Source organism: Nocardioides sp. dk884, from assembly GCF_009557055.1.
GTDB lineage: Bacteria > Actinomycetota > Actinomycetes > Propionibacteriales > Nocardioidaceae > Nocardioides.
Genome location: NZ_CP045649.1, coordinates 2,079,968 through 2,102,962, shown reverse-complemented (window position 1 = coordinate 2,102,962; position 22,995 = coordinate 2,079,968). Strand labels below are relative to the sequence as shown.

The 22,995-nt window shown below is 73.4% G+C and carries 24 protein-coding genes and 1 tRNA gene; 14 read left to right on the top strand and 11 right to left on the bottom strand.

Annotated features, from left to right (window positions below):
- Positions 1-2 precede the first annotated feature (2 nt).
- Together GFH29_RS10190 and GFH29_RS10185 are read left to right on the top strand one after the other, a co-directional pair.
- Positions 3-1,154, top strand: coding sequence for an LLM class flavin-dependent oxidoreductase (locus GFH29_RS10190; protein ID WP_153323328.1), 1,152 nt, complete (start codon positions 3-5; stop codon positions 1,152-1,154).
- Positions 1,151-1,768 (top strand): CE1759 family FMN reductase, encoded by a 618-nt coding sequence (locus GFH29_RS10185; protein ID WP_153323327.1) that lies wholly within the window; start codon positions 1,151-1,153, stop codon positions 1,766-1,768. Before GFH29_RS10190 ends, GFH29_RS10185 begins: the two co-directional genes overlap by 4 nt.
- A gap of 172 nt (positions 1,769-1,940) precedes the next feature.
- On the opposite strand, the gene GFH29_RS10180 is transcribed toward GFH29_RS10185, so the two are convergent.
- Entirely contained in the window at positions 1,941-2,468 is a 528-nt protein-coding gene (locus tag GFH29_RS10180) for a YbhB/YbcL family Raf kinase inhibitor-like protein (RefSeq protein ID WP_153323325.1), read from the bottom strand.
- Positions 2,469-2,589: 121 nt separating this feature from the next.
- On the opposite strand from GFH29_RS10180, the gene cobA reads away from it, so the two are divergent.
- Genes cobA through GFH29_RS10165 form a run of 3 tightly spaced genes read left to right on the top strand, consistent with a single transcriptional unit; the run spans position 2,590 to position 5,279 of the window.
- Complete coding sequence (gene cobA, locus GFH29_RS10175; protein ID WP_153323323.1) at positions 2,590-3,819, top strand: uroporphyrinogen-III C-methyltransferase; 1,230 nt, start codon at positions 2,590-2,592, stop codon at positions 3,817-3,819.
- Positions 3,819-4,622, top strand: coding sequence for a TrmH family RNA methyltransferase (locus GFH29_RS10170; RefSeq protein ID WP_153323321.1), 804 nt, complete (start codon positions 3,819-3,821; stop codon positions 4,620-4,622). The genes cobA and GFH29_RS10170 overlap by 1 nt, the downstream gene beginning before the upstream one ends.
- 33 nt (positions 4,623-4,655) lie before the next feature.
- On the top strand, positions 4,656-5,279 hold the full coding sequence (locus tag GFH29_RS10165) for a hypothetical protein (protein ID WP_153323319.1): 624 nt from the start codon (positions 4,656-4,658) through the stop codon (positions 5,277-5,279).
- Between the two features lie 11 nt (positions 5,280-5,290).
- Here GFH29_RS10165 and def read toward each other — a convergent pair whose 3' ends face one another.
- On the bottom strand, positions 5,291-5,887 hold the full coding sequence (gene def / locus GFH29_RS10160; protein ID WP_153323317.1) for a peptide deformylase: 597 nt from the start codon (positions 5,885-5,887) through the stop codon (positions 5,291-5,293).
- Positions 5,888-5,950: 63 nt separating this feature from the next.
- Here def and GFH29_RS10155 point away from each other — a divergent pair, with 63 nt between their 5' ends.
- The 6 genes from GFH29_RS10155 (at position 5,951) to GFH29_RS10130 (ending at position 12,224) form a co-directional block, all read left to right on the top strand.
- On the top strand, positions 5,951-6,205 hold the full coding sequence (locus GFH29_RS10155; RefSeq protein WP_153323315.1) for a helix-turn-helix domain-containing protein: 255 nt from the start codon (positions 5,951-5,953) through the stop codon (positions 6,203-6,205).
- Positions 6,206-6,260: 55 nt separating this feature from the next.
- Entirely contained in the window at positions 6,261-7,472 is a 1,212-nt protein-coding gene (locus GFH29_RS10150) for a homogentisate 1,2-dioxygenase (RefSeq protein WP_153323314.1), read from the top strand.
- Entirely contained in the window at positions 7,469-8,371 is a 903-nt protein-coding gene (locus GFH29_RS10145; protein ID WP_153323312.1) for a hypothetical protein, read from the top strand. The genes GFH29_RS10150 and GFH29_RS10145 overlap by 4 nt, the downstream gene beginning before the upstream one ends.
- Positions 8,368-9,561: a fumarylacetoacetase gene (gene fahA, locus GFH29_RS10140; RefSeq protein WP_153323310.1), complete on the top strand. Its 1,194-nt coding sequence runs from the start codon at positions 8,368-8,370 to the stop codon at positions 9,559-9,561. The genes GFH29_RS10145 and fahA overlap by 4 nt, the downstream gene beginning before the upstream one ends.
- A gap of 81 nt (positions 9,562-9,642) precedes the next feature.
- Positions 9,643-11,007 carry an acyl-CoA dehydrogenase family protein gene (locus GFH29_RS10135; protein WP_153323308.1) on the top strand — a complete coding sequence of 455 codons (1,365 nt, stop codon included), beginning with the start codon at positions 9,643-9,645 and terminating at the stop codon, positions 11,005-11,007.
- Positions 11,007-12,224 carry an acyl-CoA dehydrogenase family protein gene (locus GFH29_RS10130; protein WP_153323306.1) on the top strand — a complete coding sequence of 406 codons (1,218 nt, stop codon included), beginning with the start codon at positions 11,007-11,009 and terminating at the stop codon, positions 12,222-12,224. Before GFH29_RS10135 ends, GFH29_RS10130 begins: the two co-directional genes overlap by 1 nt.
- Before the next feature lie 15 nt (positions 12,225-12,239).
- Here the strand turns inward: GFH29_RS10130 and GFH29_RS10125 are convergent, their stop codons facing one another.
- Together GFH29_RS10125 and galK are read right to left on the bottom strand one after the other, a co-directional pair.
- Positions 12,240-13,391, bottom strand: coding sequence for a hypothetical protein (locus GFH29_RS10125; RefSeq protein ID WP_153323304.1), 1,152 nt, complete (start codon positions 13,389-13,391; stop codon positions 12,240-12,242).
- A 119-nt stretch (positions 13,392-13,510) separates the two neighbouring features.
- Complete coding sequence (gene galK, locus GFH29_RS10120; protein WP_153323302.1) at positions 13,511-14,713, bottom strand: galactokinase; 1,203 nt, start codon at positions 14,711-14,713, stop codon at positions 13,511-13,513.
- Positions 14,714-14,778: 65 nt separating this feature from the next.
- On the opposite strand from galK, the gene GFH29_RS10115 reads away from it, so the two are divergent.
- Positions 14,779-16,215 carry a GuaB1 family IMP dehydrogenase-related protein gene (locus GFH29_RS10115; RefSeq protein WP_153323301.1) on the top strand — a complete coding sequence of 479 codons (1,437 nt, stop codon included), beginning with the start codon at positions 14,779-14,781 and terminating at the stop codon, positions 16,213-16,215.
- On the opposite strand, the gene GFH29_RS10110 is transcribed toward GFH29_RS10115, so the two are convergent.
- From GFH29_RS10110 to GFH29_RS10100, 3 genes are all read right to left on the bottom strand, one after another.
- Positions 16,181-17,917 carry a BCCT family transporter gene (locus tag GFH29_RS10110; RefSeq protein ID WP_228387868.1) on the bottom strand — a complete coding sequence of 579 codons (1,737 nt, stop codon included), beginning with the start codon at positions 17,915-17,917 and terminating at the stop codon, positions 16,181-16,183. The genes GFH29_RS10115 and GFH29_RS10110 overlap by 35 nt on opposite strands.
- Positions 17,918-18,075: 158 nt before the next feature.
- Positions 18,076-18,654 (bottom strand): LysR family substrate-binding domain-containing protein, encoded by a 579-nt coding sequence (locus tag GFH29_RS10105; RefSeq protein WP_153323299.1) that lies wholly within the window; start codon positions 18,652-18,654, stop codon positions 18,076-18,078.
- A gap of 45 nt (positions 18,655-18,699) precedes the next feature.
- Complete coding sequence (locus tag GFH29_RS10100) at positions 18,700-19,248, bottom strand: type 1 glutamine amidotransferase domain-containing protein (RefSeq protein WP_153323297.1); 549 nt, start codon at positions 19,246-19,248, stop codon at positions 18,700-18,702.
- 108 nt (positions 19,249-19,356) lie between these two features.
- On the opposite strand from GFH29_RS10100, the gene GFH29_RS10095 reads away from it, so the two are divergent.
- Both GFH29_RS10095 and GFH29_RS10090 read left to right on the top strand, forming a co-directional pair.
- The gene (locus GFH29_RS10095; protein WP_153323295.1) at positions 19,357-19,806 is read left to right on the top strand and encodes a GAF domain-containing protein; all 450 of its coding nucleotides are present in this window, start codon (positions 19,357-19,359) and stop codon (positions 19,804-19,806) included.
- Positions 19,807-19,924: 118 nt separating this feature from the next.
- Positions 19,925-21,010: a GmrSD restriction endonuclease domain-containing protein gene (locus tag GFH29_RS10090; protein ID WP_228387867.1), complete on the top strand. Its 1,086-nt coding sequence runs from the start codon at positions 19,925-19,927 to the stop codon at positions 21,008-21,010.
- A 47-nt stretch (positions 21,011-21,057) separates the two neighbouring features.
- Here the strand turns inward: GFH29_RS10090 and GFH29_RS10085 are convergent, their stop codons facing one another.
- The 4 genes from GFH29_RS10085 to GFH29_RS10070 all read right to left on the bottom strand — a co-directional run bounded on the left by GFH29_RS10085 (position 21,058) and on the right by GFH29_RS10070 (position 22,990).
- The gene (locus tag GFH29_RS10085) at positions 21,058-21,630 is read right to left on the bottom strand and encodes an AAA family ATPase (RefSeq protein WP_153323293.1); all 573 of its coding nucleotides are present in this window, start codon (positions 21,628-21,630) and stop codon (positions 21,058-21,060) included.
- A complete protein-coding gene (locus GFH29_RS10080) occupies positions 21,627-22,085 on the bottom strand; it encodes a TA system antitoxin ParD family protein (protein ID WP_153323291.1) in 459 nt (152 codons plus the stop codon). Before GFH29_RS10080 ends, GFH29_RS10085 begins: the two co-directional genes overlap by 4 nt.
- Before the next feature lie 182 nt (positions 22,086-22,267).
- Positions 22,268-22,789, bottom strand: a complete 522-nt coding sequence (locus GFH29_RS10075; RefSeq protein ID WP_153323290.1) for a hypothetical protein — start codon at positions 22,787-22,789, stop codon at positions 22,268-22,270.
- A gap of 112 nt (positions 22,790-22,901) precedes the next feature.
- A tRNA-Leu gene (locus GFH29_RS10070) sits at positions 22,902-22,990 on the bottom strand.
- Between the last annotated feature and the right edge of the window lie 5 nt (positions 22,991-22,995).

Here is a 22,995-nt window from a genome sequence, read left to right as displayed (position 1 = left end):
GCATGCAGATCGGCATCTTCACCGTCGGCGACGTCACGATGGACCCCACGACCGGCCGGACGCCGACCGAGCACGAGCGGATCAAGGCCACCGTCGCCATCGCCCGCAAGGCCGAGGAGATCGGCCTGGACGTCTTCGCCACCGGTGAGCACCACAACCCGCCGTTCATCGCCTCGAACCCCACCGCCACGCTGGCCTACATCGGCGCGCTGACCGAGCGGATCATCCTCTCGACGGCGACCACGCTGATCACCACCACGGACCCGGTGCTGATCGCGGAGGACTACGCCAAGATCCAGCACCTCACCGACGGTCGTGTCGACCTGATGATGGGGCGCGGCAACACCGGGCCGGTGTATCCGTGGTTCGGCAAGGACATCCGCCAGGGGATCAACCTCGCGATCGAGAACTACGCGCTGCTGCGGCGGCTGTGGGGCGAGGACGTGGTCAGCTGGGAGGGCCGCTTCCGCACGCCGCTGCAGGGCTACACCTCCACGCCGCGCCCGTTGGGCGGGGTCGCGCCGTTCGTGTGGCACGGCTCGATCCGCAGCCCGGAGATCGCCGAGCAGGCGGCCTACTACGGAGACGGGTTCTTCCACAACCACATCTTCTGGCCGGCCGGGCACACCCAGCAGATGGTCGACCTGTACCGCCGCCGCTGGGAGCACTACGGCCACGGCCCGGCGGACACCGCGATCGTCGGCCTCGGCGGGCAGTTCTTCATGCGGCGCAACAGCCAGGACGCGGTCGCGGAGTTCCGTCCGTACTTCGACAACGCCCCGGTCTATGGCCACGGGCCGTCGCTGGAGGACTTCACCGAGGCCACGCCGCTGACCGTCGGCTCCCCGCAGCAGGTGCTCGAGCGCACCCTGTCGTTCCGGGAGTACGCCGGGCACTACCAGCGTCAGCTGTTCCTGCTCGACCACGCCGGGCTGCCCCTGAAGACGGTGCTGGAGCAGCTGGACCTGCTCGGCGAGATCCTGCCGGAGATGCGCCGCGGCTTCGCCGAGGGTCGTCCCGCGCACGTCCCGGACGCCCCGACCCACGCGACGCTGGTCGCGAAGGCAGGCGGCGCGAGCGACTCCACTGTCTACGCGCCCGCCGACGCGGCCACGGGGCACCGGGCCGAGGACGCCGAGGGGGTGCGCTCGTGACCCGGATCGTCGTCGTCTCGGCCGGGCTGTCCACGCCCTCCTCCACCCGGCTGCTGGCCGACCGGCTCGCGGCCGCGACCGCCGAGGCGCTGGAGGAGGTCGAGGTCGTCCACGTCGAGCTGCGCGAGCTCGCCCACGAGCTCACCGACCGCCTGCTCACCGGATTCCCCGGGCCGGCTCTGGCCGCGGCGGTCGAGGCGGTGCGCGACGCCGACGGCGTGATCGCGGTGACGCCGGTGTTCTCGGCGAGCTACTCCGGACTGTTCAAGACGTTCGTCGACGTCCTCGAGCCCGGCCTGCTGGACGGCACGCCGGTGCTCATCGCCGCCACCGCGGGCACCGCCCGTCACTCCCTGGTGCTCGAGCACGCCCTGCGCCCGCTGTTCTCCTACCTGCGCGCGGTCGTCGTGCCCACCGGGGTGTTCGCGGCCACCGACGACTTCGCCGGCCCCGACCTCGACGCCCGGGTGCGCCGCGCGGCAGGGGAGCTGGCGCTGCTTGCGGGGAAGGTCGCGCCGGCCGATGCCGTCCGCGCCCCTCGTCGTACGGTCGAGGCGGAGCTGGCCGCCCCCACGCCCTTCGAGGAGCTGCTGCGCCGCGCCAGCGAGGGCTGAGGGTGCTGCGGGGTCCGGGGGTGGTGTTTGTTGGCGCAATTGCTGGGAAAAGCACCGACCCGGGCCGAAATCAGGTGCGTTGCCCAGCAATTGCGCAGATAAGCACCTGCCAGCGGCGACCACTCGCCGCCGCCGGCAGGCACCGCCCACGCCGGGGCCGGCCGAGCCCGTCTCAGTGCTGGTAGGTCCCGTGCAGGATCGCGCGGCCGGCGGTCTTGAACGCCAGGTTGAACGACACCACGGCGGGAGAGGCGTCGGCGTCCACGCCGAGCGACTCCTCGGTGACCGCGTGCACGACGAAGAAGTAGCGGTGCACCTGGTCACCCTGCGGCGGCGCGGCGCCGTTGAAGCCCGGGGTGCCGAGGTCGTTGCGGCACATGAACGCCTTGCCCGGCAGCGTCGCCCCCGCCGCGCCGGCGCCGGCGTCCAGCGAGGTGACGTCGGCGGGGAGGTCGACGAGCACCCAGTGCCAGAAACCGCTCGGGGTCGGGGCGTCGGGGTCGAAGCAGGTGACGGTGAAGCTCTTGGTGCCGGCCGGCGCGCCCGACCAGGACAGCTGGGGCGAGCGGTCGCCGCCGGTCTTCACCTGGTCGTCCTTGAGGGGCTGGCCGTCGGTGACGTCGGCGCTGGTGACCTCGAAGGAGGCGACGCGGGGCAGCAGGTCGTAGGGGTTCGGGGTGACGGGTCGGTCGAGGTTCATCTCGCTCCTGGGCAGGTAGGGGGCCGTGGCATTCTCGCGGCCACCACGTGGGTGCCCGACCGTAGTCCGCTTCCTGAACCCGATCCATCGGTGATCGCGCGCACACCGCGAGAATGACGGGGTGGACGACTACACGCCGTACCCCTCGGGGCTCATCCTCACCGGTCGCCGGGTCCTGGTCGTCGGCGGCGGGCACGTCGCCCAGCGACGCATCCCCGCCCTGATCGCGGCCGGCGCCGACGTGCACGTCGTCTCTCCGGCGATCACCCCGGCGATCGAGGGGCTGGTCGGCTCCGGCGAGGTGACCTGGCACCACCGCCGCTTCGAGGACCCCGACATCGACGGCGCCTGGTACGCCCTGGCCACCACCGACGACCCGGCCGTCAACGCCCAGGTCTGCGCCGCGGCCGAGGCGCAGCGGATCTTCTGCGTCCGCGCCGACGACGCCCGCGGCGGTACGGCGTGGACGCCGGCCGTCGGCCGGCACGCCGGCGTGACCGTCGCGGTGCTGGGCAACCGCGACCCGCGGCGCTCCGCCGCCGTACGCGACGAGGTGCTCGAGGGGCTGCGCGAGGGCACCATCGCGGCCCGCCACCAGCGCGACCGCACCCCGGGCGTCGTGCTCGTCGGCGGCGGGCCGGGCGACCCGGACCTGATGTCGGTCGCGGGCCGCAAGGCGCTGATGGAGGCCGACGTGGTGGTGGCCGACCGGCTCGCGCCCCGCGAGCTGCTCGGCGAGCTGCCGGCCGACGTGGAGCTGGTCGACGTGGCCAAGCTGCCCCGCGGCCGCTCGGCGCAGCAGGAGGAGATCAACCGGGTCATCGTCGAGCGGGCGCTGGCCGGCAAGCGGGTGGTGCGGTTCAAGGGCGGCGACAACTTCGTCTTCGGCCGTGGCTACGAGGAGGTCCTCGCCTGCCGCGCCGCCGGCGTACCGGTCACGGTGATCCCGGGCCTCACCAGCCCGGTCGCCGTTCCCGCCGTCGCCGGCATCCCGGTCACCCACCGCGGCGTCGCGCACGAGTTCACGGTGATCTCCGGGCACCTGCCGCCCGGGCACCCGGAGTCCTTGACCAGCTGGAAGGCGGTCGCCGGGCTCACCGGGACACTCGTGCTCATGATGGCGGTGCAGAACGCCCCGGCGATCGCCGACGCGCTCGTCACCGGCGGCCGGGACGCCGACACCCCCGTCGCGGTCATCTGCGACGGCACCATGCCCGGCGAGCGCACCGTGCTCGCGACGCTCGGCACGCTGGCCCGCGAGCTGCAGGCGCACGACGTACGGCCCCCGGCGATCATCGTGGTCGGCGACGTCGTCGCGGTCGCCCATCCCGAGCGCTTCGGGCGGGTCTGATGGCCACGATCATCGAGATCACCGACCCCGCCGACCCGCGGCTCGCGGACTACCGCGACCTGCGCGACGTCCAGCTGCGCAAGAGCCTGGAGACCGAGAACGGGCTCTTCCTCGCCGAGGGCGAGAAGGTCGTACGCCGCGCGGTCGAGGGCGGCTTCACCCCGCGCTCGTTCCTGATGGCGCCGCGGTGGCTCGAGGGCCTCGCCGACGTGCTGGGCAGCACCGACGCGCCCTGCTACGTGCTCTCCGAGGCGCTCGCCGAGGAGGTCACCGGCTTCCACGTGCACCGCGGCGCGCTGGCGTCGCTGGAGCGCCGACCGCTGCCGTCCGTGGATGAGGTGCTCGAGGGCGCTCGCTCGGTGCTGGTGCTCGAGGAGATCGTCGACCACACCAACGTGGGCGCGATCTTCCGCAGCGGCGCCGCCCTCGGCTTCGACGCCGTGCTGCTGGCGCCGCGGTGCGCCGACCCGCTGTATCGCCGCGCGATCAAGGTCGGCATGGGCGCCGTGTTCACGATGCCGTGGACCCGCCTCCCGCAGTGGTACGACGCCCTGCCGCACCTCAGCGCCCGCGGCTTCACCACCGTGGCGCTGACCCTCACCCCCGACGCGACCGCCATCGAGGATGCGGTCGCGGGCCTGGACCGGGTCGCGCTGGTGCTCGGCTCCGAGGGCCACGGGCTCTCCGCCCGCTGGGAGGAGAGCGCCGACCGCCGCGCGATCATCCCGATGCGCGAGGGCATCGACTCCCTCAACGTCGCCGCCGCCAGCGCGGTGGCCTGCTACGTCACCGCGCGCCGCTGACCCCCACCCCACCCTCGGCGATAGGTTCGCGGGATGGCAGACGACCTCGCACACCTCGGAACCCAGCAGCCCGCCGACTCGGCGTACCACCGCACGCTGCCGATCGGGGAGCGGCTGTCGGCTCAGCCGCTGGTCGACGACCCGCTGTCGTCGTTCGAGGAGGTGCGACTGCGCCCGCTCGCCCCGATGCTCGTGCCCGAGGCACCACGGAGCGGTACGGCGGACCGCGCGGAGTGCGCGCACTGCCGCCCCAGCGCGCACACGATCTGGACCGACGGCACCTGGCAGGTCCGCTCCGGCTTCACCCCGAGCGGCCTGCCCTTCGTCGGCGGCATCGCGCCGGTGGAGCACGTGCTGCTGGAGAGCGCGCCGGTGGAGCTGCTCGCCGGCCTCGGCCCGCTGATGCAGCGGGTGAGCGCCGCGGTCAAGGCGGTCCCGGGGGTCGCCCGCTGCCACTTCTCACGCTGGGGCGACGGCTCGGAGCACTTCCACCTGTGGGCGCTCGCCCGTCCGGCCGGGATGATGCAGGGTCGCGGCGCGATGCTCGCGTTCTGGGACGACGTGCTACCCGAGGTGCCCGACGAGGTCGCCGCCGAGCACCGGCGCATCGTCGCCGAGCACCTCGCGCGCGGCGGGGGAGAGGCACTCGCCCGCTGACCCGGGCTCGCTCAGGAGGCCGGCCAGCCCTCGGGGTAGTCCGCGACCGCCTTGTCGTGGGCCTTCTGCAGCTTCTTGCGGGCCTTGGTCGGCAGCCGGTCGCCGAAGACCGTGCCGAGGGTGTGGTCGGTCTCGTGCTGCAGGCAGCGCGCCAGCAGCCCGTCGCCGGAGAACGTCACCGGCGAGCCGTCGAGACCGACGCCGTGCACGGTGGCGAAGTCGGGGCGCGCGCAGTCCACGAACGCCCCCGGGAAGGACAGGCAGCCCTCGTCGTCGACGTCGAGGTGGCGGTCCTTGCCCTCGGGGAGCACGACCTCGGGGTTGCACACCACGCCGACCGTGCGCTCGCCGCTCGCGTCGGGGCAGTCGAAGACGAAGACCGCGAGGTCCTCACCGATCTGGCAGGCGGCGAGCCCGACGCCGTCGGCGGCGTACATCGTGGCGACCATGTCGGCGACGAGCTGGCGCAGCTCCTCGTCGAAGCGCTCCACGCGCGCCTGGGGGCGGTGCATGACCGGCGTCCCCCAGCGGGTCATCGGCCGGACCCGGCCGCCCTCGGGGAGGGGACCGTACGGCGCGTGCTCGGGCGGGGAGGAGGGGGCGGACATGACCACGAATGCTAGCGGGGGCCACGCGGTCGGGCGGGATCGGCACCGAGGTACCGTCGCGACGTGGCCAGGGCCGAAGGCGTCCCGACGGTCACGATCAACCAGCTCGCGGCGTTCGTCGCCGTGACCGACGCCGGCACCATCAGCGGTGCCGCTCAGCAGCTGCACATCTCCGCCTCGGCGCTCTCGGCCAACCTCACCGAGCTCGAGGCCGACGCGCGCCCCGACCTGCCCACCCGCCTGGCCCTGGTCCTCAGCGACCAGGTCGGTCCGGCGGCGCTGCGTGATGCGGTCCGGGCCGCCGGCGCGGCACGCTGATACCGAACGCCCACCCGAACCCCCGTCCCTGCGACACGAGACAAGGCAGGCAACCATGCCGTACTACCGCTCCGCCGGCTCGGTCCCCCCGAAGCGCCACACCCAGCACCGCACCCCCGAGGGCGGGCTGTACTACGAGGAGCTGATGGGCGAGGAGGGCTTCTCCTCCGACTCCTCGCTGCTCTACCACCTCAACATCCCCTCGGCCGTCGTCGACGTGCGGGTGTGGGCGCTCGGCGACCAGTCCCTGACGCCGAACCACCCGCTGCGCCCGATCCACCTCGACACCCACGCGCTGTTCCCCGAGGAGTCGACGCGCGGCGTGGACGCCGTCACCGGCCGCCGGCTGCTGCTCGGCAACGCCGACGTGCGCCTGGCGTACGTCGTGGCGACCGAGCCCAGCCCGTACTACCGCAACGCGATCGGCGATGAGTGCCTCTACGTCGAGGACGGCCGCGCCCGGGTCGAGACCGTCTTCGGCGACATCGACGCCGCCACCGGCGACTACGTGATCGTGCCCCGCGCCACGACGTACCGCGTGGTGCCGGAGGGCCCGGTGCGCATCTACGCCATCGAGGCCAACTCTCACATCGGGCCGCCGAAGCGGTTCCTCTCGAAGTTCGGCCAGCTGCTCGAGCACGCGCCGTACTGCGAGCGCGACCTGCGCGGTCCCAGCGGGCCGCGCGTGGTCGAGGGCAGCGAGGTCGAGGTCTACGTCAAGCACCGCACGTCGGCCGGGATCGTGGGCAGCGTGCACGTGCTGCCCGAGCACCCCTTCGACGTGGTCGGCTGGGACGGCTGCCTCTACCCCTACGCCTTCAACATCTCCGACTACGAGCCGATCACCGGCCGGGTGCACCAGCCGCCGCCGGCGCACCAGGTCTTCGAGGGGCAGAGCTTCGTGATCTGCAACTTCGTGCCGCGCAAGGTCGACTACCACCCGCTGGCGATCCCGGTGCCGTACTACCACTCCAACGTCGACTCCGACGAGGTGATGTTCTACTGCGGCGGCGACTACGAGGCGCGCAAGGGCTCGGGCATCGGGCAGGGCTCGATCAGCCTGCACCCGGGCGGCCACGCCCACGGCCCGCAGCCGGGCGCCTATGAGCGCTCGATCGGCGCGGAGTTCTTCGACGAGCTCGCGGTCATGGTCGACACCTTCCGCCCGCTGGAGCTCGGCGAGGCCGGCATGGCGACCGACGACGGCCGCTACGCCTACTCCTGGAGCGGCGGGCGGCGCCTGGGCGACGACGGCGGCACCGCATGACGGCAGCCGGTCAGCTTCCGGACGCGCTGCTGCGCGGGCTGTGCGACGACGCCGCGATCTTCCCGCCCGGCAACCTCGCGCTGGAGCTCGCGGTGCCCGCGCACCTGGAGCACCTGCGCGCGCCGCACGCCGCGCTCGTGGGGCCGTTCATCGTCGCCGCGGGTCGCCTCCCGGAGCTCGGCGGCCTGCTCGAGGGCCAGCCCGCCGGCTCCTTCGGGGTCGCGCTGACGGTGCCCATGCTGGAGGCGCTCGCCCCGGCGCTGGCCGCCGCCGACGCGATCCCTGCGGTCCGCGTGGAGGGCGTCGAGGTCGCACTCGACGCCGACACCTCAGCCGAGGCGGTCGTGCCGCTGCTCGACGAGGCCCTGGCCGCGCACCCGGACGTCGCGGTGTTCGTGGAGGTCCCGCGCGACGCGCGCCGTCCCGACCTGGTCGCGGCCCTGGCCGGTACGCCGTACCTGGCCAAGTTCCGCACCGGAGGGGTCCGCGCCGACCTCTACCCCGACGAGACCGAGCTGGCCGAGGCGGTCGTGGCGGCCGCGCGCGCCGGCGTACCGTTCAAGGCGACCGCCGGGCTGCACCACGCGGTGCGCAACACCGACCCGGCCACCGGCTTCGAGCAGCACGGCTTCGTCAACCTGATCGCGGCCGTCGACGCCGCGCTGGACGGCGCAGACGTCGCAGAGGTCGAGCGGCTGCTCGCCGAGCGCGACGGCACGGTCCTCGCGGCGTTCCTGCGCGACGCCCTGGACGAGAGCACCGCGACCAGGCTGCGCGCGCAGTTCCGATCCTTCGGCACCTGCAGCATCGCCGAGCCGGTGGCCGAGCTCGCCGACCTCGGCCTGCTCGACCCCGCGCTCGCCACCGACACCACCACCCCGGAAGGATCCACCCGATGACCACCGTCACCGCCTCCGAGGGGTCGGAGTTCGGCCTGCAGAACCTGCCCTACGGCGTCTACTCCGTCGACTCCGGCCCACGACGGGTCGCCACCCGACTGGCCGACACCGTCGTGGACCTCGGGATCCTGCTCGCCGACCTGCCCGAGGCCGAGGCGCTCAGCGCCCCGACACTCAACCCGTTCATGGCCGCCGGTCACGAGCGCTGGGTCGCCGTGCGCGCCGCGATCGCCGAGCGGCTGCGCGGCGACGTCGCCGCCGAGGCGCTGCACCCGCTCTCCGAGGTGACGCTGCACCTGCCGTTCGAGGTCGCCGACTACGTCGACTTCTACGCCTCCGAGCACCACGCCTCCAACCTGGGCCGGCTCTTCCGCCCGCAGAACCCCGACCCGCTGATGCCGAACTGGAAGCACCTCCCGGTCGGCTACCACGGCCGCTCGGCCTCCGTGGTCGTCTCCGGCACCGACATCGTGCGCCCCTGCGGCCAGCGCAAGGGCCCCCAGGACCCCGAGCCGGTCTTCGGCCCGTCGGTTCGTCTCGACATCGAGGCCGAGCTCGGGTTCGTCGTGGGCACCGGCAACGCGATGGGGGAGCCCATCGACGTCGCCGACGCCGAGCGCCACCTCTTCGGCGTGGTGCTGTTCAACGACTGGTCCGCGCGCGACATCCAGGCCTGGGAGTACGTCCCGCTCGGCCCCCACCTGGGCAAGTCGTTCGCCTCGACGATCTCGCCGTGGGTGGTGCCGATGCTCGCACTGGCGCAGGCCAAGGTGGCCACCCCGACCCAGGACCCGACGCCGCTGCCGTACCTGGCGATGGAGCAGCCCTGGGGCCTCGACGTGGACCTCGCGGTGGAGTGGAACGGCGAGGTGGTCACCCGCCCGCCGTACAAGGAGATGTACTGGTCGCCCGCGCAGATGCTGGCGCACCTGACCGTCAACGGCGCCCCGACCCGTACCGGTGACCTGTTCGCGTCGGGCACCATCTCCGGGCCGGAGAAGGACCAGCGCGGCGCGTTCATCGAGCTCACCTGGGGCGGCGCCGAGCCGGTCCAGGTGGCCGGCGAGGAGCGCACCTTCCTCCTCGACGGCGACGAGGTGGTCCTCACCGCCTCCGCCCCCGGCCCCGACGGCACCCGCCTCGGGTTCGGCGAGGCCCGCGCACGCATCCTCCCCGCCCGACAGGCCTGAGCCTGTCCGGGCCGCCGTCTCGCGCCGTCTGTTTCGCGAGAAGGTGTAGCGCCGGGTGTAACTAGCAGTTACGTTGTGCCCATGTCCCTCCTCCAGAGCCTGCGGGCAGGCGGTCGGCACGGCCTGGCCAGCCAGGAGACGCGCGACCCGATCGGGTACGCCGTCGCCGCGCTGCACCGCCTCGCCCATAGCGACCTGCTCGACCGGACCCGGCTGCGCCGCCCGACCGAACGCGCGGTCTTCACCGCCACCCGGGGCGGCTTCCGCGTCGCCACCGCCGCGGGACGCACGTTCCGGCGCGTCGGCTCGCCCCGCACCGCGGGCCTGCGCCCACCGGCGACCGCCGCGAGCGGGGTCTTCGACCTGACCCCGACCGAGGACGAGCAGCTGCTGCTCGACGTCGCCCGCGAGCTGGCCGCCGAGGTGCTGCGCCCCGCCGCCGCCGAGGCCGATGCCGCCTGCGCTGCGCCGGTGGAGGTGCTGCGCGCCGCCCAGGAGCTCGGCCTGCCGCTCCTGGGCCTTCCCGACGCCCTCGGGGGCGTCTTCGCGGACCGTTCGACGATGGCCGGCGCCCTGGTCGCCGAGGCGCTGGGCCACGGGGACCTCGGGCTCGCCGTCGCCACGCTCGCCCCCGGCGCGGTCGCCACCGCGCTCGGGCTGTGGGGGAGCGAGGAGCAGCAGCAGACCTACCTCCCCGCGTTCACCGGGGACGACGTCGCGGCGGCGGCGCTGGCACTCACCGAGCCCCGGGTGCTCTTCGACGTGCTCGAGCCGACCACGCGCGCCGAGCGCCGCAACGGGCGGATCGTGCTGGACGGCGTGAAGTCGGCGGTGCCGCGCGGCGCCGAGGCCGAGCTGTTCGTGGTGGGCGCCCTGCTCGAGGGCAGCCCGGTGCTGGTCCTGGTCGAGGCCGGCACGCCCGGGCTCGTCGTCGGGGCCGACCCCTCGATGGGTGTCCGCGCCGCCGGGCTGACCCGGCTCGAGCTCACCGGCGTCTCGGTGCCGGAGACCGCGGTGCTGGGCGACACCGACGGGGCGGCGTACCGCGAATGCGTGCGGCTCTCCCGCCTCGCCTGGTGTGCCCTCGCGGTCGGCGTCGGCCAGGCCGTGCTCGACCACGTCACGCCGTACGTCAAGCAGCGCGAGGCGTTCGGCGAGCCGATCGCGCACCGCCAGTCGGTGGCGTTCATGGTGGCCGACATGGCCATCGAGCTGCAGGCGATGCGCCTGGTCACCTGGAAGGCGGCCTCGCGGGCCGCCGCCGGGAAGGACTGTGCCCGAGAGGTCGCCCTCGCCCGCCAGCTGTGTGCCCGGCACGGCATGCGCATCGGCCTCGACGGCGTCCAGCTGCTCGGTGGCCACGGATTCGTCAAGGAGCACCCGGTGGAGCGGTGGTACCGCGACCTGCGAGCGATCGGCGTGATGGAAGGTGCGGTGCTGATCTGATGGCGATCAACCTGGAGACCCCGAAGAGGTTCCGGCCGTTGGTGGGCCAGGCCCACCAGGTCGCGATGAACATGCTGCGGCCGATCTCGCGGCGCTACGACCGTGCCGAGCACGCCTATCCCCACGAGCTCGACATGCTGGCCGCGATGATCGACGGCCTCGCCGAGTCGGGCGCCAGTGAGGGTGCCGGCGCCGCCGGCGTACGCGCCCACGACGGTGCAGCCGCCTCCGCGAGCGGGGTCCGCAACGGCTCGCACCTGGCCTCGGTCCTGTCGATCACCGAGATGTGCTGGGGCGACGTCGGCCTGCTGCTGGCGATGCCGCGCCAGGGCCTCGGCAACTCGGCGATCGCCTCGGTGGCCGACGAGGAGCAGCTCGCGCGCTTCGCGGGCGTCTGGGCGGCGATGGCGATCACCGAGCCCGGTACCGGCTCGGACTCCGCGAGCATCCGCACCACCGCCACCCGCGACGGCGAGCACTACGTGCTCAACGGCGAGAAGATCTTCGTGACCTCCGGCAGCCGCGCCGACCACGTCGTGGTCTGGGCGACGCTGGACCGCGAGCGCGGCCGGGCGGCGATCCGCTCCTTCGTCGTCCCGCACGGTACGCCGGGGATGCGGGTGGACCGCCTCGAGCACAAGCTCGGGATCCGCGCCTCCGACACCGCCACCATCCTGCTGGAGGACTGCCGGGTCCCGATCGAGAACATGCTCGGCTCACCCGAGATCGACGCCGGCGGGTTCGCCGGGGCGATGGCGACCTTCGACAACACCCGGCCGCTGGTCGCGGCGATGGCCGTCGGCTGCGCGCGTGCCGCCCTCGACCTCACCCGTGACCTGCTCGCCCAGGCCGGCGTCACCGTCGACCACGACCGACCCGGACAGGTGCAGTCCGCCGCGGCTGCGCAGCTGCTGGCGCTGGAGGCGGACTGGGAGGGTGCCTACCTGCTGATGCTCCAGGCGGCGTGGAAGGCCGACAACCGCCAGCCCAACTCCCTGGAGGCCTCGATGGCCAAGGCCAAGGCAGGCCGGGCGGGGTCGGCCATCACGCTGGGCTGCGTGGAGCTGTGCGGATCGCTGGGCTACAGCGAGACCGAGCTGCTGGAGAAGTGGGCCCGGGACTCCAAGATCCTCGACATCTTCGAGGGCACCCAGCAGATCCAGCAGCTCATCGTCGCGCGCCGGGTGCTGGGGCTCTCGAGCGCCGAGCTCAGGTAGCCCCGGGCCGGGCGCTCAGGCCTCGGTCGGCCCGGCCTCCGCGGCGGAGTCCTCAACGCCGGTGGTGCTCCCGGTGTCCGTCGGCTCCTGGGCAGGTGCCTTCTTCGCGGGCAGCCGCCCGCCGGGCACGGAGGCCTTCTTCGCGGGCGCCTTCTTGGCGGTCGGGCTCTCCGTCGTGTCCGGGGCAGCCGTGCTGTTGGCTGCGGTCTCGGCGGCCAGGGGATGGGCGGTAGTCTTCGCGACGTCCGCCGGGGTGGCCGCCACCTTGGCGGGGTCCGCGGCGGCGTCGATCGAGGTCTGCGGCGCCGGCGTCTGCGCCGGGGCCGGCTGCGCGGCCTGGGCCGTGCCCGCGGTCTTCTTCGCGGCGCTCTTGCTGGTGCCGGTGGTCTTCTTGGCGGCGGTCTTCTTGGCGGCGGTCTTCTTGGTGGCCGTCTTCTTCGTGGGCGCCTTCTTGGTGCTCGACGCCGCCTTCGTGGTGGCCTTCTTCGCCGTGGGGGAGGCAGTCTTCGCGGCCAGGTCGTTCGGCGTGGCCTCGACCGCCGAGGGGTCCGCGCCCGCGTCGATCGAGGTCTGCGGCGCGGGGGAGGCCTTCGCCGCCGTCTTGGCGGGCGGGGCCTTGGTGGCGGGCTTCGGAGCCGGGGCCGTGGCGGCGGGCTTCGGAGCCGGTGCCTTGGCGGCCGGGGCCTTCGTGGCGGCGGCCTTCGGGGCCGGGGTCGGTGCCCCGGGGTCCTTGGTGGCTCCCGGGTCCTTGGTGACCGGGCCCTGAGCGGCGGGCGGCACCTTCGTGGCGACCGCCTTCGCCGCCGGTGCCTTCTTCGCCGGCGCCTTCTTGGCCGGGGCCTTCTTCACGGCCCGCGTGTCCTTGTCCTGCATCAGCGGGTCCGCGGCGAGCGTGGGCACGACCGGCGCGGACCGGGTCGGGTCCTCGTCCGGGGTCACCGGCGGCGCGTCGAGGTCGTCGGCGGTGCGGCCCGCGAGCGTGGCGACCGTCTCCAGGGCCTCACCGGCGCGGGTGAGCAGCCCGGCGGCGACCTGGTCTGCGACCGCGCGGCCGAGCCCGACCGTCGCCTTCGCCTGGCCGATCGCCTTCTGGCCCGCGGCGAGTGGGTCCTTCAGAGTGTCGAGGGCAGCGTCCTTGATCAAGCTGATCGGGCTCTTGCGGGCCATGGGCGATCCTTCCGGGTTCCGACTGGGTCAGGGCGCGGCGGGGCCGCAGCCTCTCCGTACCCCGAGTATGCCGACCCACACCGCGGTGTCCGCCCCGCGGTCGCCCGCCCGGTGAGGACTCAGGAGTTCGCGGTGTCCCAGGCCTCGACCGACGCGCCCGCGGCCGGGTCGACCACCAGGTGGGTCGGCGCGGCGTAGGAGCGCAGGGCGAACGCCGTATCGATCGCGCGCACCACCGCGGAGAGCCGCTCCTCGGGCACGATCGCGACGGTGGAGCCGCCGAAGCCGCCGCCGGTCATCCGGGCGGCCAGCGCCCCGGCCTCGACCGCGACGCTGACAGCGGTGTCGAGCTCCTCGGTGCTGATCTCGAAGTCGTCGCGCATCGAGACGTGGGAGTCCAAGAAGCACCGGGCGACCTGCGCCCAGTCCCGCTCGGCCAGGGCGTCCACGGTCCGTCGGACCCGCTCGATCTCCGTGACCACGTGCCGCGCGCGGCGTCGTACCCGCTCGTCGCTCAGGCCATCGACGTCCTCGAGGCGGGCGCGGCGCAACGAGTCGATGCCCAGGGCGGCTGCCGCGGCCTCGCAGTCCGCGCGCCTGGCGGCGTACCCGCCGTCGGTGAGCTCGTGGCTCACCCGGGTGTCGGTGACGAGCAGGACCCGCCCCTCCAGGTCCAGGTCGAGGTGGCGGCGCGTGTCGGAGTCGAAGTCGATGAGCAGGGCGCTGCCGGCGTGCGCGTGGACCGCGACGGTCTGGTCCATCCCGCCGGTCGGGGCGCCGGCGACGTCGGTCTCGGCGCGGATCCCGGCGGCCACCAGCAGGTCGCGCAGCGGTACGCCGTCGACGCTGTCGGCCATCGAGCGGCCGAGCAGGCCGACGAGCGAGGCGCCGACCCCGCACTCGAGGGCGGCGGAGCTGGAGAGGCCGGCGCCGAGCGGGACCGTGCTGTGCACGTGCATGTCCAACCCCGGGACCTCCAGGCCGGCCTCGCGCAACGCCCAGAGCACGCCGGCCGCATAGGCGGCCCACCCGGTGATGGCGGCGGGCTCGAGCTCGTCGAGCGTGCCGGTCCAGGCGGCGTCCTGCTGGGCGCTGGAGAGACGCAGCCGGCGGTCCTCGCGCGGCGCGACGGCCACCCAGGTGGCGTGCGGCAGCGCGACCGGCAGCACCAGGCCCCGGTTGTAGTCGGTGTGCTCGCCGATCAGGTTCACCCTGCCCGGGGCCCGCCCGAGGACCGTCGGCGGGCGGCCGAAGCGCTCGGTGAAGCCGTCGGCGGTGGTGCGGGCGGCGTCGCTGGGGCTGCCGGGCTCGAGCAGGGGCATGACATCACCCTAGGTAACGCGCGTTCGGGTGGCGGGCGCCGCCATCGCGAGTATCGTGACGGAGCGTGCGCTTCCTCACTGACGCGGTCCCCCAGCACGAGCTGACCTACAACGACGTCTTCATGGTCCCCGAGCACTCCACGGTGACCAGCCGCTACGACGTGGACCTCTCGGTGGCCGACGGCACCGGCGCGACGGTGCCGCTCGTCGTCGCCAACATGACAGCGATCGCCGGGCGCCGGATGGCCGAGACCGTGGCCCGCCGGGGCGGGCTGGTGGTGCTGCCCCAGGACATCCCGATCCCGGTCGTGGCCGAGGTGGTGGCCTGGGTGAAGCGGCGCCACCTGGTCTTCGACACCCCGATCGTGCTGCGACCCGACCAGACCGTGGCCGAGGCGCTGTCGCTGATCCCCAAGCGCGCCCACCGCGCCGCGGTCGTGGTGAGCGAGGGCCGGGCCGTGGGAGTGGTCGCCGAGGCCGACTGCGTCGATGTCGACCGGTTCGCCCAGGTGCGGGAGGTGATGACACCGCCTGCGGTCACCATCGCCGAGGACAGCGACCCGCGCACGGCGTTCGAGGCGCTCGACGGGACCCGGGCCGCCCTCGCGGTCGCGGTGGACGACGACGGCTGCCTGGTGGGCGTGCTGACCCGCACCGGCGCCCTGCGCGCCACGCTCTACACCCCGGCCACCGACCTCGACGGCGGGCTGCGGGTCGCGGCCGCGGTGGGCGTCAACGGCGACGTGGGGGACAAGGCCGCGCGGCTGCTCGACGCGGGCGTCGACTGCCTCGTGGTCGACACCGCCCACGGGGACCAGGAGCGGATGCTCGACGCGCTCGCCGCCGTACGCTCCCTGGAGCCGCCGGTGCCGGTCGCGGCGGGCAACGTCGTGTCGGCCGCGGGGACCGCGCGCCTGATCGAGGCGGGGGCGGACATCGTCAAGGTCGGCGTCGGACCGGGCGCCATGTGCACCACCCGGATGATGACCGGCGTCGGGCGGCCGCAGTTCTCCGCGGTGCTCGAGTGCGCGGCCGTGGCCCGCGAGCTCGGCCGCCACGTGTGGGCGGACGGCGGCGTACGCCATCCCCGCGACGTCGCGCTGGCGCTCGCCGCCGGCGCGGCGAGCGTGATGGTCGGGTCCTGGTTCGCCGGGACCCACGAGTCACCCGGCGACCTGATGCTGGACGCCGACGGTCGTGCCTACAAGACGTCGTTCGGCATGGCCTCCAGCCGCGCCGTCGCGAGCCGTACGGCGGGGGAGTCGGCCTACGACCGGGCCCGCAAGGCGCTCTACGAGGAGGGCATCTCCTCCTCGCGGATGTACCTCGACCGCGCCCGCCCCGGGGTCGAGGACCTGATCGACGAGATCTGCGCGGGCGTGCGCTCGGCGTGCACCTACGCCGGCGCCCGCAACCTGGCCGAGCTGCACGCCCGCGCGATCGTGGGCGTGCAGTCGGCCGCGGGCTTCAGCGAGGGCCGGCCCCTGTCGACGTCGTGGTGACCCCGCCGACCTCGCCGTCGCCGTCGCCGTCGCCCGTGGACTCGATGGAGAGCACGAAGTCGTCGCCGTGCTCGGTCACACCGGCGATCACCGCCTGCTCGACCGCCTCGCGGGCGTAGGCGCGGCGCAGCACGACGGGGTCGGAGCGCAGGTCCTTGACCAGTGCCACCGCGAGGCCGATCATCACGAGCACGAACGGCAGGGCGGCGACGATCGTGATCGACTGCAGGCCGTTGAGGGCGTCCGCGCCGCCGACGAGGAGCATCACCGCGGCGACCGCGCCGGTGGCCACACCCCAGAACACCACGGTGCCGCGCCGCGGGGTGATCGTCCCGCGCTCGGAGAGGGAGCCCATCACGATCGAGGCGGCGTCGGCGCCGGAGATGAAGAAGATGCCGACGAGCACCATCACCAGGATGCTGGTTGCCGTCGCGGCGGGGTAGGCCTCCAGCATCGTGAACAGCTGGGACTCCGTGGACAGCTCGCCGGCGATGTCGGCCGCGCCCGAGGACTGCAGGTCGAGCGCGGCGCCGCCGAAGATGCAGAACCAGACGAGGCTGACCAGGCTCGGCACCAGCAGCACGCCGGAGACGAACTGACGGATGGTGCGCCCGCGCGAGATGCGGGCGATGAACATGCCGACGAACGGCGTCCACGACAGCCACCAGGCCCAGTAGAAGACCGTCCAGCCCTGCAGCCAGTCGCTGGTGTCGCCACCCTCCGCGCCGGTGCGCGCCGCCATCGTCGGCAGGTCGGCAATGTAGCCGCCGATCGCCGTCGGCAGCAGGTTGAGCACGAAGATCGTCGGACCGACCAGGAACACGAAGAGCGCCAGCACCAGTGCCAGCACCATGTTGATGTTGGAGAGCCACTGGATGCCGCGGGCCACGCCGGAGACCGCGGAGGCCACGAAGCCGACCGTGAGCACCGCGATGACCATCACCAGCAGGCCGTTGCCGACCTCGTCGAGGCCGGCGACGATCTCCAGGCCGCTGCCGATCTGCAGCGCACCGAGACCGAGCGAGGCCGCGGAGCCGAACAGGGTCGCGAAGATCGCGAGCATGTCGATGACCTTGCCGGCCGGGCCCCGGGCGTGGCGCCCCAGGAGCGGCTCGAACGCCGCGGAGATCAGCTGCACGCGACCCTTGCGGTACACGCCGTACGCGATCGCGAGGCCGACGACGGCATAGATCGCCCAGGGGTGCAGCGTCCAGTGGAACAGGGTGGTGGACATGGCGGTCTTCATCGCCTCGGCCTCGGTGCCGCCCTCGGTGCCCGGCGGCGGCGTGGTGAGGTGCGCGATGGGCTCGCTGACCCCCCAGAACATCAGGCCGATGCCCATGCCCGCGCTGAACATCATCGCGACCCACGAGGTGGTGCGGAACTCCGGTTCCTCGTCGTCGCGGCCCAGGGTGATCGCGCCGAACCGGCTCAGCGCGAGCCAGAGGACGAAGACCACGAAGCCGCTGGCGGTGATCACGAACAGCCAACCGGCGTTGTCCATCGTCCAACCGAGCGAGTCGCCGGAGACCGACGCCAGCGAGTCGGTGCTGACGAACCCCCAGACCAGGAACGCGAGCGCGAGGACGGCCGTGACGCCGAAGACGACGCGGTCGAGGCCGGGACGGCCCTGGTCGTTGGCGCTGGGGGCCACGTCGAGGACCGGGTGGGGCACCACGTCGTCGACGGGACTGGCGGCCACGCGGCGCAAGCGGTCCGCGGCGCTCGGGGGTCGGGAGGTCTCACCTTGTCTGCTCACAAGAGGGTTACATACCCCCGCCATCGGCTCGACACACGGGATCGTGAGCCGACTCACCCCACCCGATCAGGTGAGGCACCCCCGGTGGCTCGGGTGCTCGCTCAGCCGCGCGAGCTGCGTGCGGTCCGGCCCCGCACGATGCCGATGAAGGTCTGCACGCGCGGGTCCTCGTTGTCCACCAGCCAGGCCAGGCCCACGGTGGTCGTGGGCAGGTCGCTGACCGGACGGCTGACGACGTCCTTGCGGTGGTGCAGACGGGCCACCGACATCGGCACGAGCACGATGCCCGTCCCCGAGGCGACCACCTCCACGGCGTCCCGCACGCTCATCGGGGGCCAGGCCAGCTGCTCGGCGGTCGGCGTCCAGCCCGAGCGGTGGGGGAGCACCAGCTGCTCATCCTCGAGGTCGGCCAGCGACACCTCGTCGGCGGCGGCGACGAAGTGCTCGTGGCCGGCGACCACCACCGGGAGCTCCTCGTAGAGCGGGATGCAGTGCAGGCCCTCGCGGTCGATGGGCAGGCGCACCAGGCACATGTCCAGCGAGCCGTCACGCAGCCCTGCCTCCTGCTGGTCCTCCTCGACGGGGACCAGCTCCAGCGGCACCCGGCTGCGCTCGCGCCAGGCGCGCGCCCACTTGTCCGGGGTCGCACCGGTCACGAACCCCACGCGGAAAGCACTCACGCCCCCGAGCCTAGGGCGCGGGGGCGTGACGTCGGGTGCGGGGCCTCAGCTGCTGAGCCGGCTGAGCAGCTCGCGGTTGAAGGCGGGCAGGTCGTCGGGGTTGCGGCTGGTGATCAGGTTGGCGTCGAGGACGACCTCGCTGTCGGTCCAGCGCCCGCCGGCGTTGCGTACGTCGGTCTGCAGGCTCGGCCACGACGTGACCTCGCGTCCGCGGAGCACATCGGCCTCGACCAGCATCCAGATCGCGTGACAGATCGCCGCGACCGGTCGCCCGGAGGCCACGAAGTCGCGCACGAAGGCGACGGCGGTCTCGTCGGTCCGCAGCGCGTCGGGGTTGGCCACCCCGCCCGGGAGCACCAGGGCGGCGTAGTCCTCCACCCGGACGTCGCCGACCACGGCGTCGACGCCGAAGGTGTCGGCCGCGTCGAGGTGGTGGAAGGCCTGCACCTTGCCCGGCTCGGTGCTGATCAGCACCGGCTCGGCGCCGGCGTCGCGCACTGCCGCCCAGGGTGCGGTGAGCTCGATCTGCTCGATGCCCTCGGGGGCCACGAGGAAGGCGACCTTGGTCTCGGACGTGAACTGGCTCTCTGCCATGTCGTGGTTCCTCTCGTCGGGGGTACGCCGTAGCGGTAGCCGGTCATCCGCGCGTCAAACGGCCTGTGGCCCGGCCCACGTGCCCACCGCGACGCCTAGGATCGAGCGATGCCCGAGACCTACCGCGCCCCGATGCGCAGCCGCCTCGACGACATCGACGCCGGGCTGGCCCAGGCCCGTGCCGTCGCGCTGGGGCTGGTCGGGATGGGCGGTCGACTCGACCCTTCGCCCGGCCCGGACGCCGGAGTCGAAGAGGTCCTGTCCCGCACCGTGGTCGAGCACGGCGAGCGCACCGCGCGGCGAGTCGAGAGGTTCGCCGCGGTGCCCGCGGGGGCGTTGGTCTGGACCCGCGACACCGATGGGCGCTACCGCCGTGGCGCGCTCACCGGACCGTGGCGCTACGACGCCACCCGGCAGGCCTACGCCGCGGACCTCGTGCACGTGCGCCCGTGTGCGTGGGAGGACCCGCTGGACGAGGTCGAGGTGCCCGCAGCCGTCGTGGCGTCGTTCGAGCGGGGCGGGCGCAACTTCCAGCGGATCCGCGCCCTCGACCGCTGAGCACGTCGGGTCGGTGGGTCAGCCCACGAGGGACCGCATGCGGCGGGCGACGCGCATGCCTCACCGTAGAGCGGGGTGCGGTCGCGCGAGTGTCGGTGCGGCACGACAGGATCGCGTCGTGCCCGTGCTCCGTGACCCGTCCTCCACTCCGACCTCCCGTCTCGCCTCCGCCGTCGCCGCCGGGCTCGCACTGCTGCTTCTCGGCGGCTGCGGCACGGCGTCCGACAGCAGCGGGCCGACCGAAACCGCCGAGACGGTGACCTCGTCCGGGCCGGAGAAGCCACGGAAGTCACAGAAGTCGGGGGCGCCGGTGGAGACAGCCGGCCCGAGTGCCAGCGTCCGCCCGGACCAGGCACCCGACCCGCTCGCGGGTCGTCCCGGCGCACGGGTGAAGACCACGCTGGTCGCCGCGGTCGCCGCGCTGCCGGTCGCCCCCGAACGCCGTACCGGCTATGACCGCGACCTGTTCGCGCACTGGTCCGACGCCGACCGCAACGGCTGCGACACCCGCGACGAGGTGCTGATCACCCAGAACCGCGCCCCAGGGGCGCGCCTGGCGGCGGGCTGCACGGTGGTCGCGGGCGAGTGGTTCTCCTACTACGACCAGCTGACCACGACCAGCGCGTCGTCTTTCGACATCGACCACCTGGTCCCGCTCGCCGAGGCCTGGGACTCCGGCGCGCACGCCTGGTCCGCGCCGCGGCGCGAGGCCTTCGCCAACGACCTGGGGGACCGGCGCGCGCTGATCGCGGTCAGCGCGTCGTCGAACCGCACCAAATCCGACGCCGACCCGGCCCAGTGGATGCCGGCCTACAAGGCCTGCGTCTACGTCTCTTCGTGGGTCGCGGTGAAGGTGCGGTGGCGCCTGAGCGTCGACCCTGCCGAGCAGCAGGTCCTCGCCCGGTACGCCGCCAGCTGCGGCAAGCGCCCGCTCACCGTGCGCCTCGCGAAGCTGCGCGGCAGCGCCGTCGCCGACGCCCGGTCCTCCGACGCGGGCCAGCTGGCGCCCGCCACGCCCGCCACGCCGGCCACGCCGTCCCCGCCGGCGGCGGGCACGAGCGGCGGGGGAGCCGGCCTGGACCCGCGCTTCGACTACTGCACCTCCGCGGTCGCCGCGGGCCACGGGCCCTACGTGCGCGGCCGCGATCCCGAGTACGCCTGGTACCGCGACGGTGACGGAGACGGCACGGTCTGCGAGTCCTGAGCGCGACCCGGCGGGCCGCGAAGCCGTCGCGGTGAGGGCCTCGGGCTTCAGTGCCAGCAGTCGGTCAGGTCCTTCGGTGTCCACTCCGGCCAGGCGACCGCGCCGTAGGCGATGCCAGCACTCAGCCGGGCCACCAGCACCGGGCTGCGTCCGGTGTTGTCGTAGAAGTCAGCGGTGTCGCACAGAAGAGCTGCGCGGACGACGTTCTCCCACAGGCGCTGGTAGCGGCTGCGGACCTTCTCCTCGGGCACCTGGTGCCCGCCTTGGGTGACGCGTTTCGCTACGCGTGCGACGGCCTCGTCCTCGGGAAGCATCAGCACGTGCAGGTGAACTCTGTAGCCGGCGGCGACTGCGTCCTCGATGAGGCTGATCTTCGAGGGGTGGGAGAAGACGGTCTCGGCGATGAAAGGCTCACCCATCGCAACGAAGGCCACGCGCAGGACCTCGGCAAGGCGGGCAGCGATCCGCGACTTCACGACTTCGTCGCCTGGCCAGTAGGTCTTGGCGATCTCGTCGGCGTTGACGAAAGCTTGGTGCGGGAGCGTGGGGAGAAGGATCAGGTCGACGAAGGTCGACTTCCCGGCTCCGTTGGGACCAACGACAAGGTCCAGTCGCGTCACCGCCCGGCCTCTGCCGACTGCGGCTCGGCTTCGAGGGCCTGGTCCAGTGTGGCCAGTGCTTCACGAAGTTGCTCGCGCGCGCGCTCACTGACCTCCGCGCGGGAGGCCAGGTCGGCCAGGACGCGGTGGGGGTCGGGCGAGACCTCGGCGAAGTTCGGCAGCGAGGCGGAGGCGAAGTCGGCTTGTGCGACGGCGTCGTCGATGCGGACCGCGATCGCGGCGTCGAACTGGCGCGCCTCATCGAGGGTCAGGTCCCGCTGGGCGATGGTGCCCTCGAGCGCGAGGCGGACCCGGTTCAGGGGCGCCTCGACCTGGGCAGAGAGCGCGGCACCGAGTCGCGCCCAGTGCTCGAGTTGCTGGCGAGCCGACCGGGACTGCCGTGACCCTTCGGCCGCGGCGGTCTCGAACAGGGCCTCGTCGAAGCGGGTGACGCGTTCAGCCTTGGTTCCCACCATGCACCTCCAGGCACCTCCGGGGTGTAGCACTTGTCTACGCCAACGTAGCACTTTGCTACCGAGGGTGTCGTCGCGCACGCCGTCGTTCAGGATCCTGGGCGAGGTCTGCCGGCGGCTCAGGCCCGTCCCCGTCGCCGCGGCAGCAGGGACGTACGGCGCCGTGCTGGCGTGGCTGGGTCGGCTCAGTTGCGCGTGGCGACGTGCGCAGCCCAGCACCACAGGACGACGGCGCTTGCGTAGCCCACGGCAGCCTGAACGGTGACGTTCTGGGCGCCGGCCAGGACCAGGACCGCACCGCCAAGTCCCACCACGACCAGCAGGACAGCGGTGCCGCGGTACTGGCGCTGGTCGAAGGCGGTCGCCAGGGGCAGGAAGTGCAGGCCGACGACGACGGCGACCGCAGCCGGGATGTAGGCGGCCTGGTCCAGCCTCGTCAGGCCGATCGCCACGGCCGCGATGACCAGCAGCTGAGCGATGGTGACCGCAGCCACCCCGCGCGACCACCAGGGCGGGAGCCTGCGGGCCCGGGCAAGGGCCGGCTCGTGAGCCGAGCGCCGCACGACCACGACAAGGACCAGCGACACGACCACGGCCGCCACGGCGCTCGGAAGGGCGGCGGCCGAGGCGCCGGTCTCGGACAGGCCGGAGGCGGCGACCGCAGACCAGATGACCGCGAAGATCGACAGGATCCGCACACCGCGCACGCGAAGGCCCTCGTCGAGGGTGGTGCAGACGGGGTCGGCCCGGGACCCACCGCACATCGGGGGGAGAAACGAAGAACGGCCAGGTTCTCTGTCGAGAGCCTGGCCGTTCCGCTGGTGTCCGAGGGGGGACTTGAACCCCCACGCCCGATAAAGGGCACTAGCACCTCAAGCTAGCGCGTCTGCCAATTCCGCCACCCGGACCCGAG

Bases quoted from the DNA above. Each gene is read 5' to 3' on its own strand.
- GFH29_RS10190 (WP_153323328.1), top strand. From the start codon at position 3: ATGCAGATCGGCATCTTCACCGTCGGCGACGTCACGATGGACCCCACG.
- GFH29_RS10180 (WP_153323325.1), bottom strand. From the start codon at position 2,468: ATGAACCTCGACCGACCCGTCACCCCGAACCCCTACGACCTGCTGCCC.
- GFH29_RS10170 (WP_153323321.1), top strand. From the start codon at position 3,819: ATGGCCACGATCATCGAGATCACCGACCCCGCCGACCCGCGGCTCGCG.
- GFH29_RS10165 (WP_153323319.1), top strand. From the start codon at position 4,656: ATGGCAGACGACCTCGCACACCTCGGAACCCAGCAGCCCGCCGACTCG.
- def (WP_153323317.1), bottom strand. From the start codon at position 5,887: ATGTCCGCCCCCTCCTCCCCGCCCGAGCACGCGCCGTACGGTCCCCTC.
- GFH29_RS10150 (WP_153323314.1), top strand. From the start codon at position 6,261: ATGCCGTACTACCGCTCCGCCGGCTCGGTCCCCCCGAAGCGCCACACC.
- GFH29_RS10145 (WP_153323312.1), top strand. From the start codon at position 7,469: ATGACGGCAGCCGGTCAGCTTCCGGACGCGCTGCTGCGCGGGCTGTGC.
- fahA (WP_153323310.1), top strand. From the start codon at position 8,368: ATGACCACCGTCACCGCCTCCGAGGGGTCGGAGTTCGGCCTGCAGAAC.
- GFH29_RS10135 (WP_153323308.1), top strand. From the start codon at position 9,643: ATGTCCCTCCTCCAGAGCCTGCGGGCAGGCGGTCGGCACGGCCTGGCC.
- GFH29_RS10130 (WP_153323306.1), top strand. From the start codon at position 11,007: ATGGCGATCAACCTGGAGACCCCGAAGAGGTTCCGGCCGTTGGTGGGC.
- GFH29_RS10125 (WP_153323304.1), bottom strand. From the start codon at position 13,391: ATGGCCCGCAAGAGCCCGATCAGCTTGATCAAGGACGCTGCCCTCGAC.
- galK (WP_153323302.1), bottom strand. From the start codon at position 14,713: ATGCCCCTGCTCGAGCCCGGCAGCCCCAGCGACGCCGCCCGCACCACC.
- GFH29_RS10100 (WP_153323297.1), bottom strand. From the start codon at position 19,248: ATGGCAGAGAGCCAGTTCACGTCCGAGACCAAGGTCGCCTTCCTCGTG.
- GFH29_RS10095 (WP_153323295.1), top strand. From the start codon at position 19,357: ATGCCCGAGACCTACCGCGCCCCGATGCGCAGCCGCCTCGACGACATC.
- GFH29_RS10080 (WP_153323291.1), bottom strand. From the start codon at position 22,085: ATGGTGGGAACCAAGGCTGAACGCGTCACCCGCTTCGACGAGGCCCTG.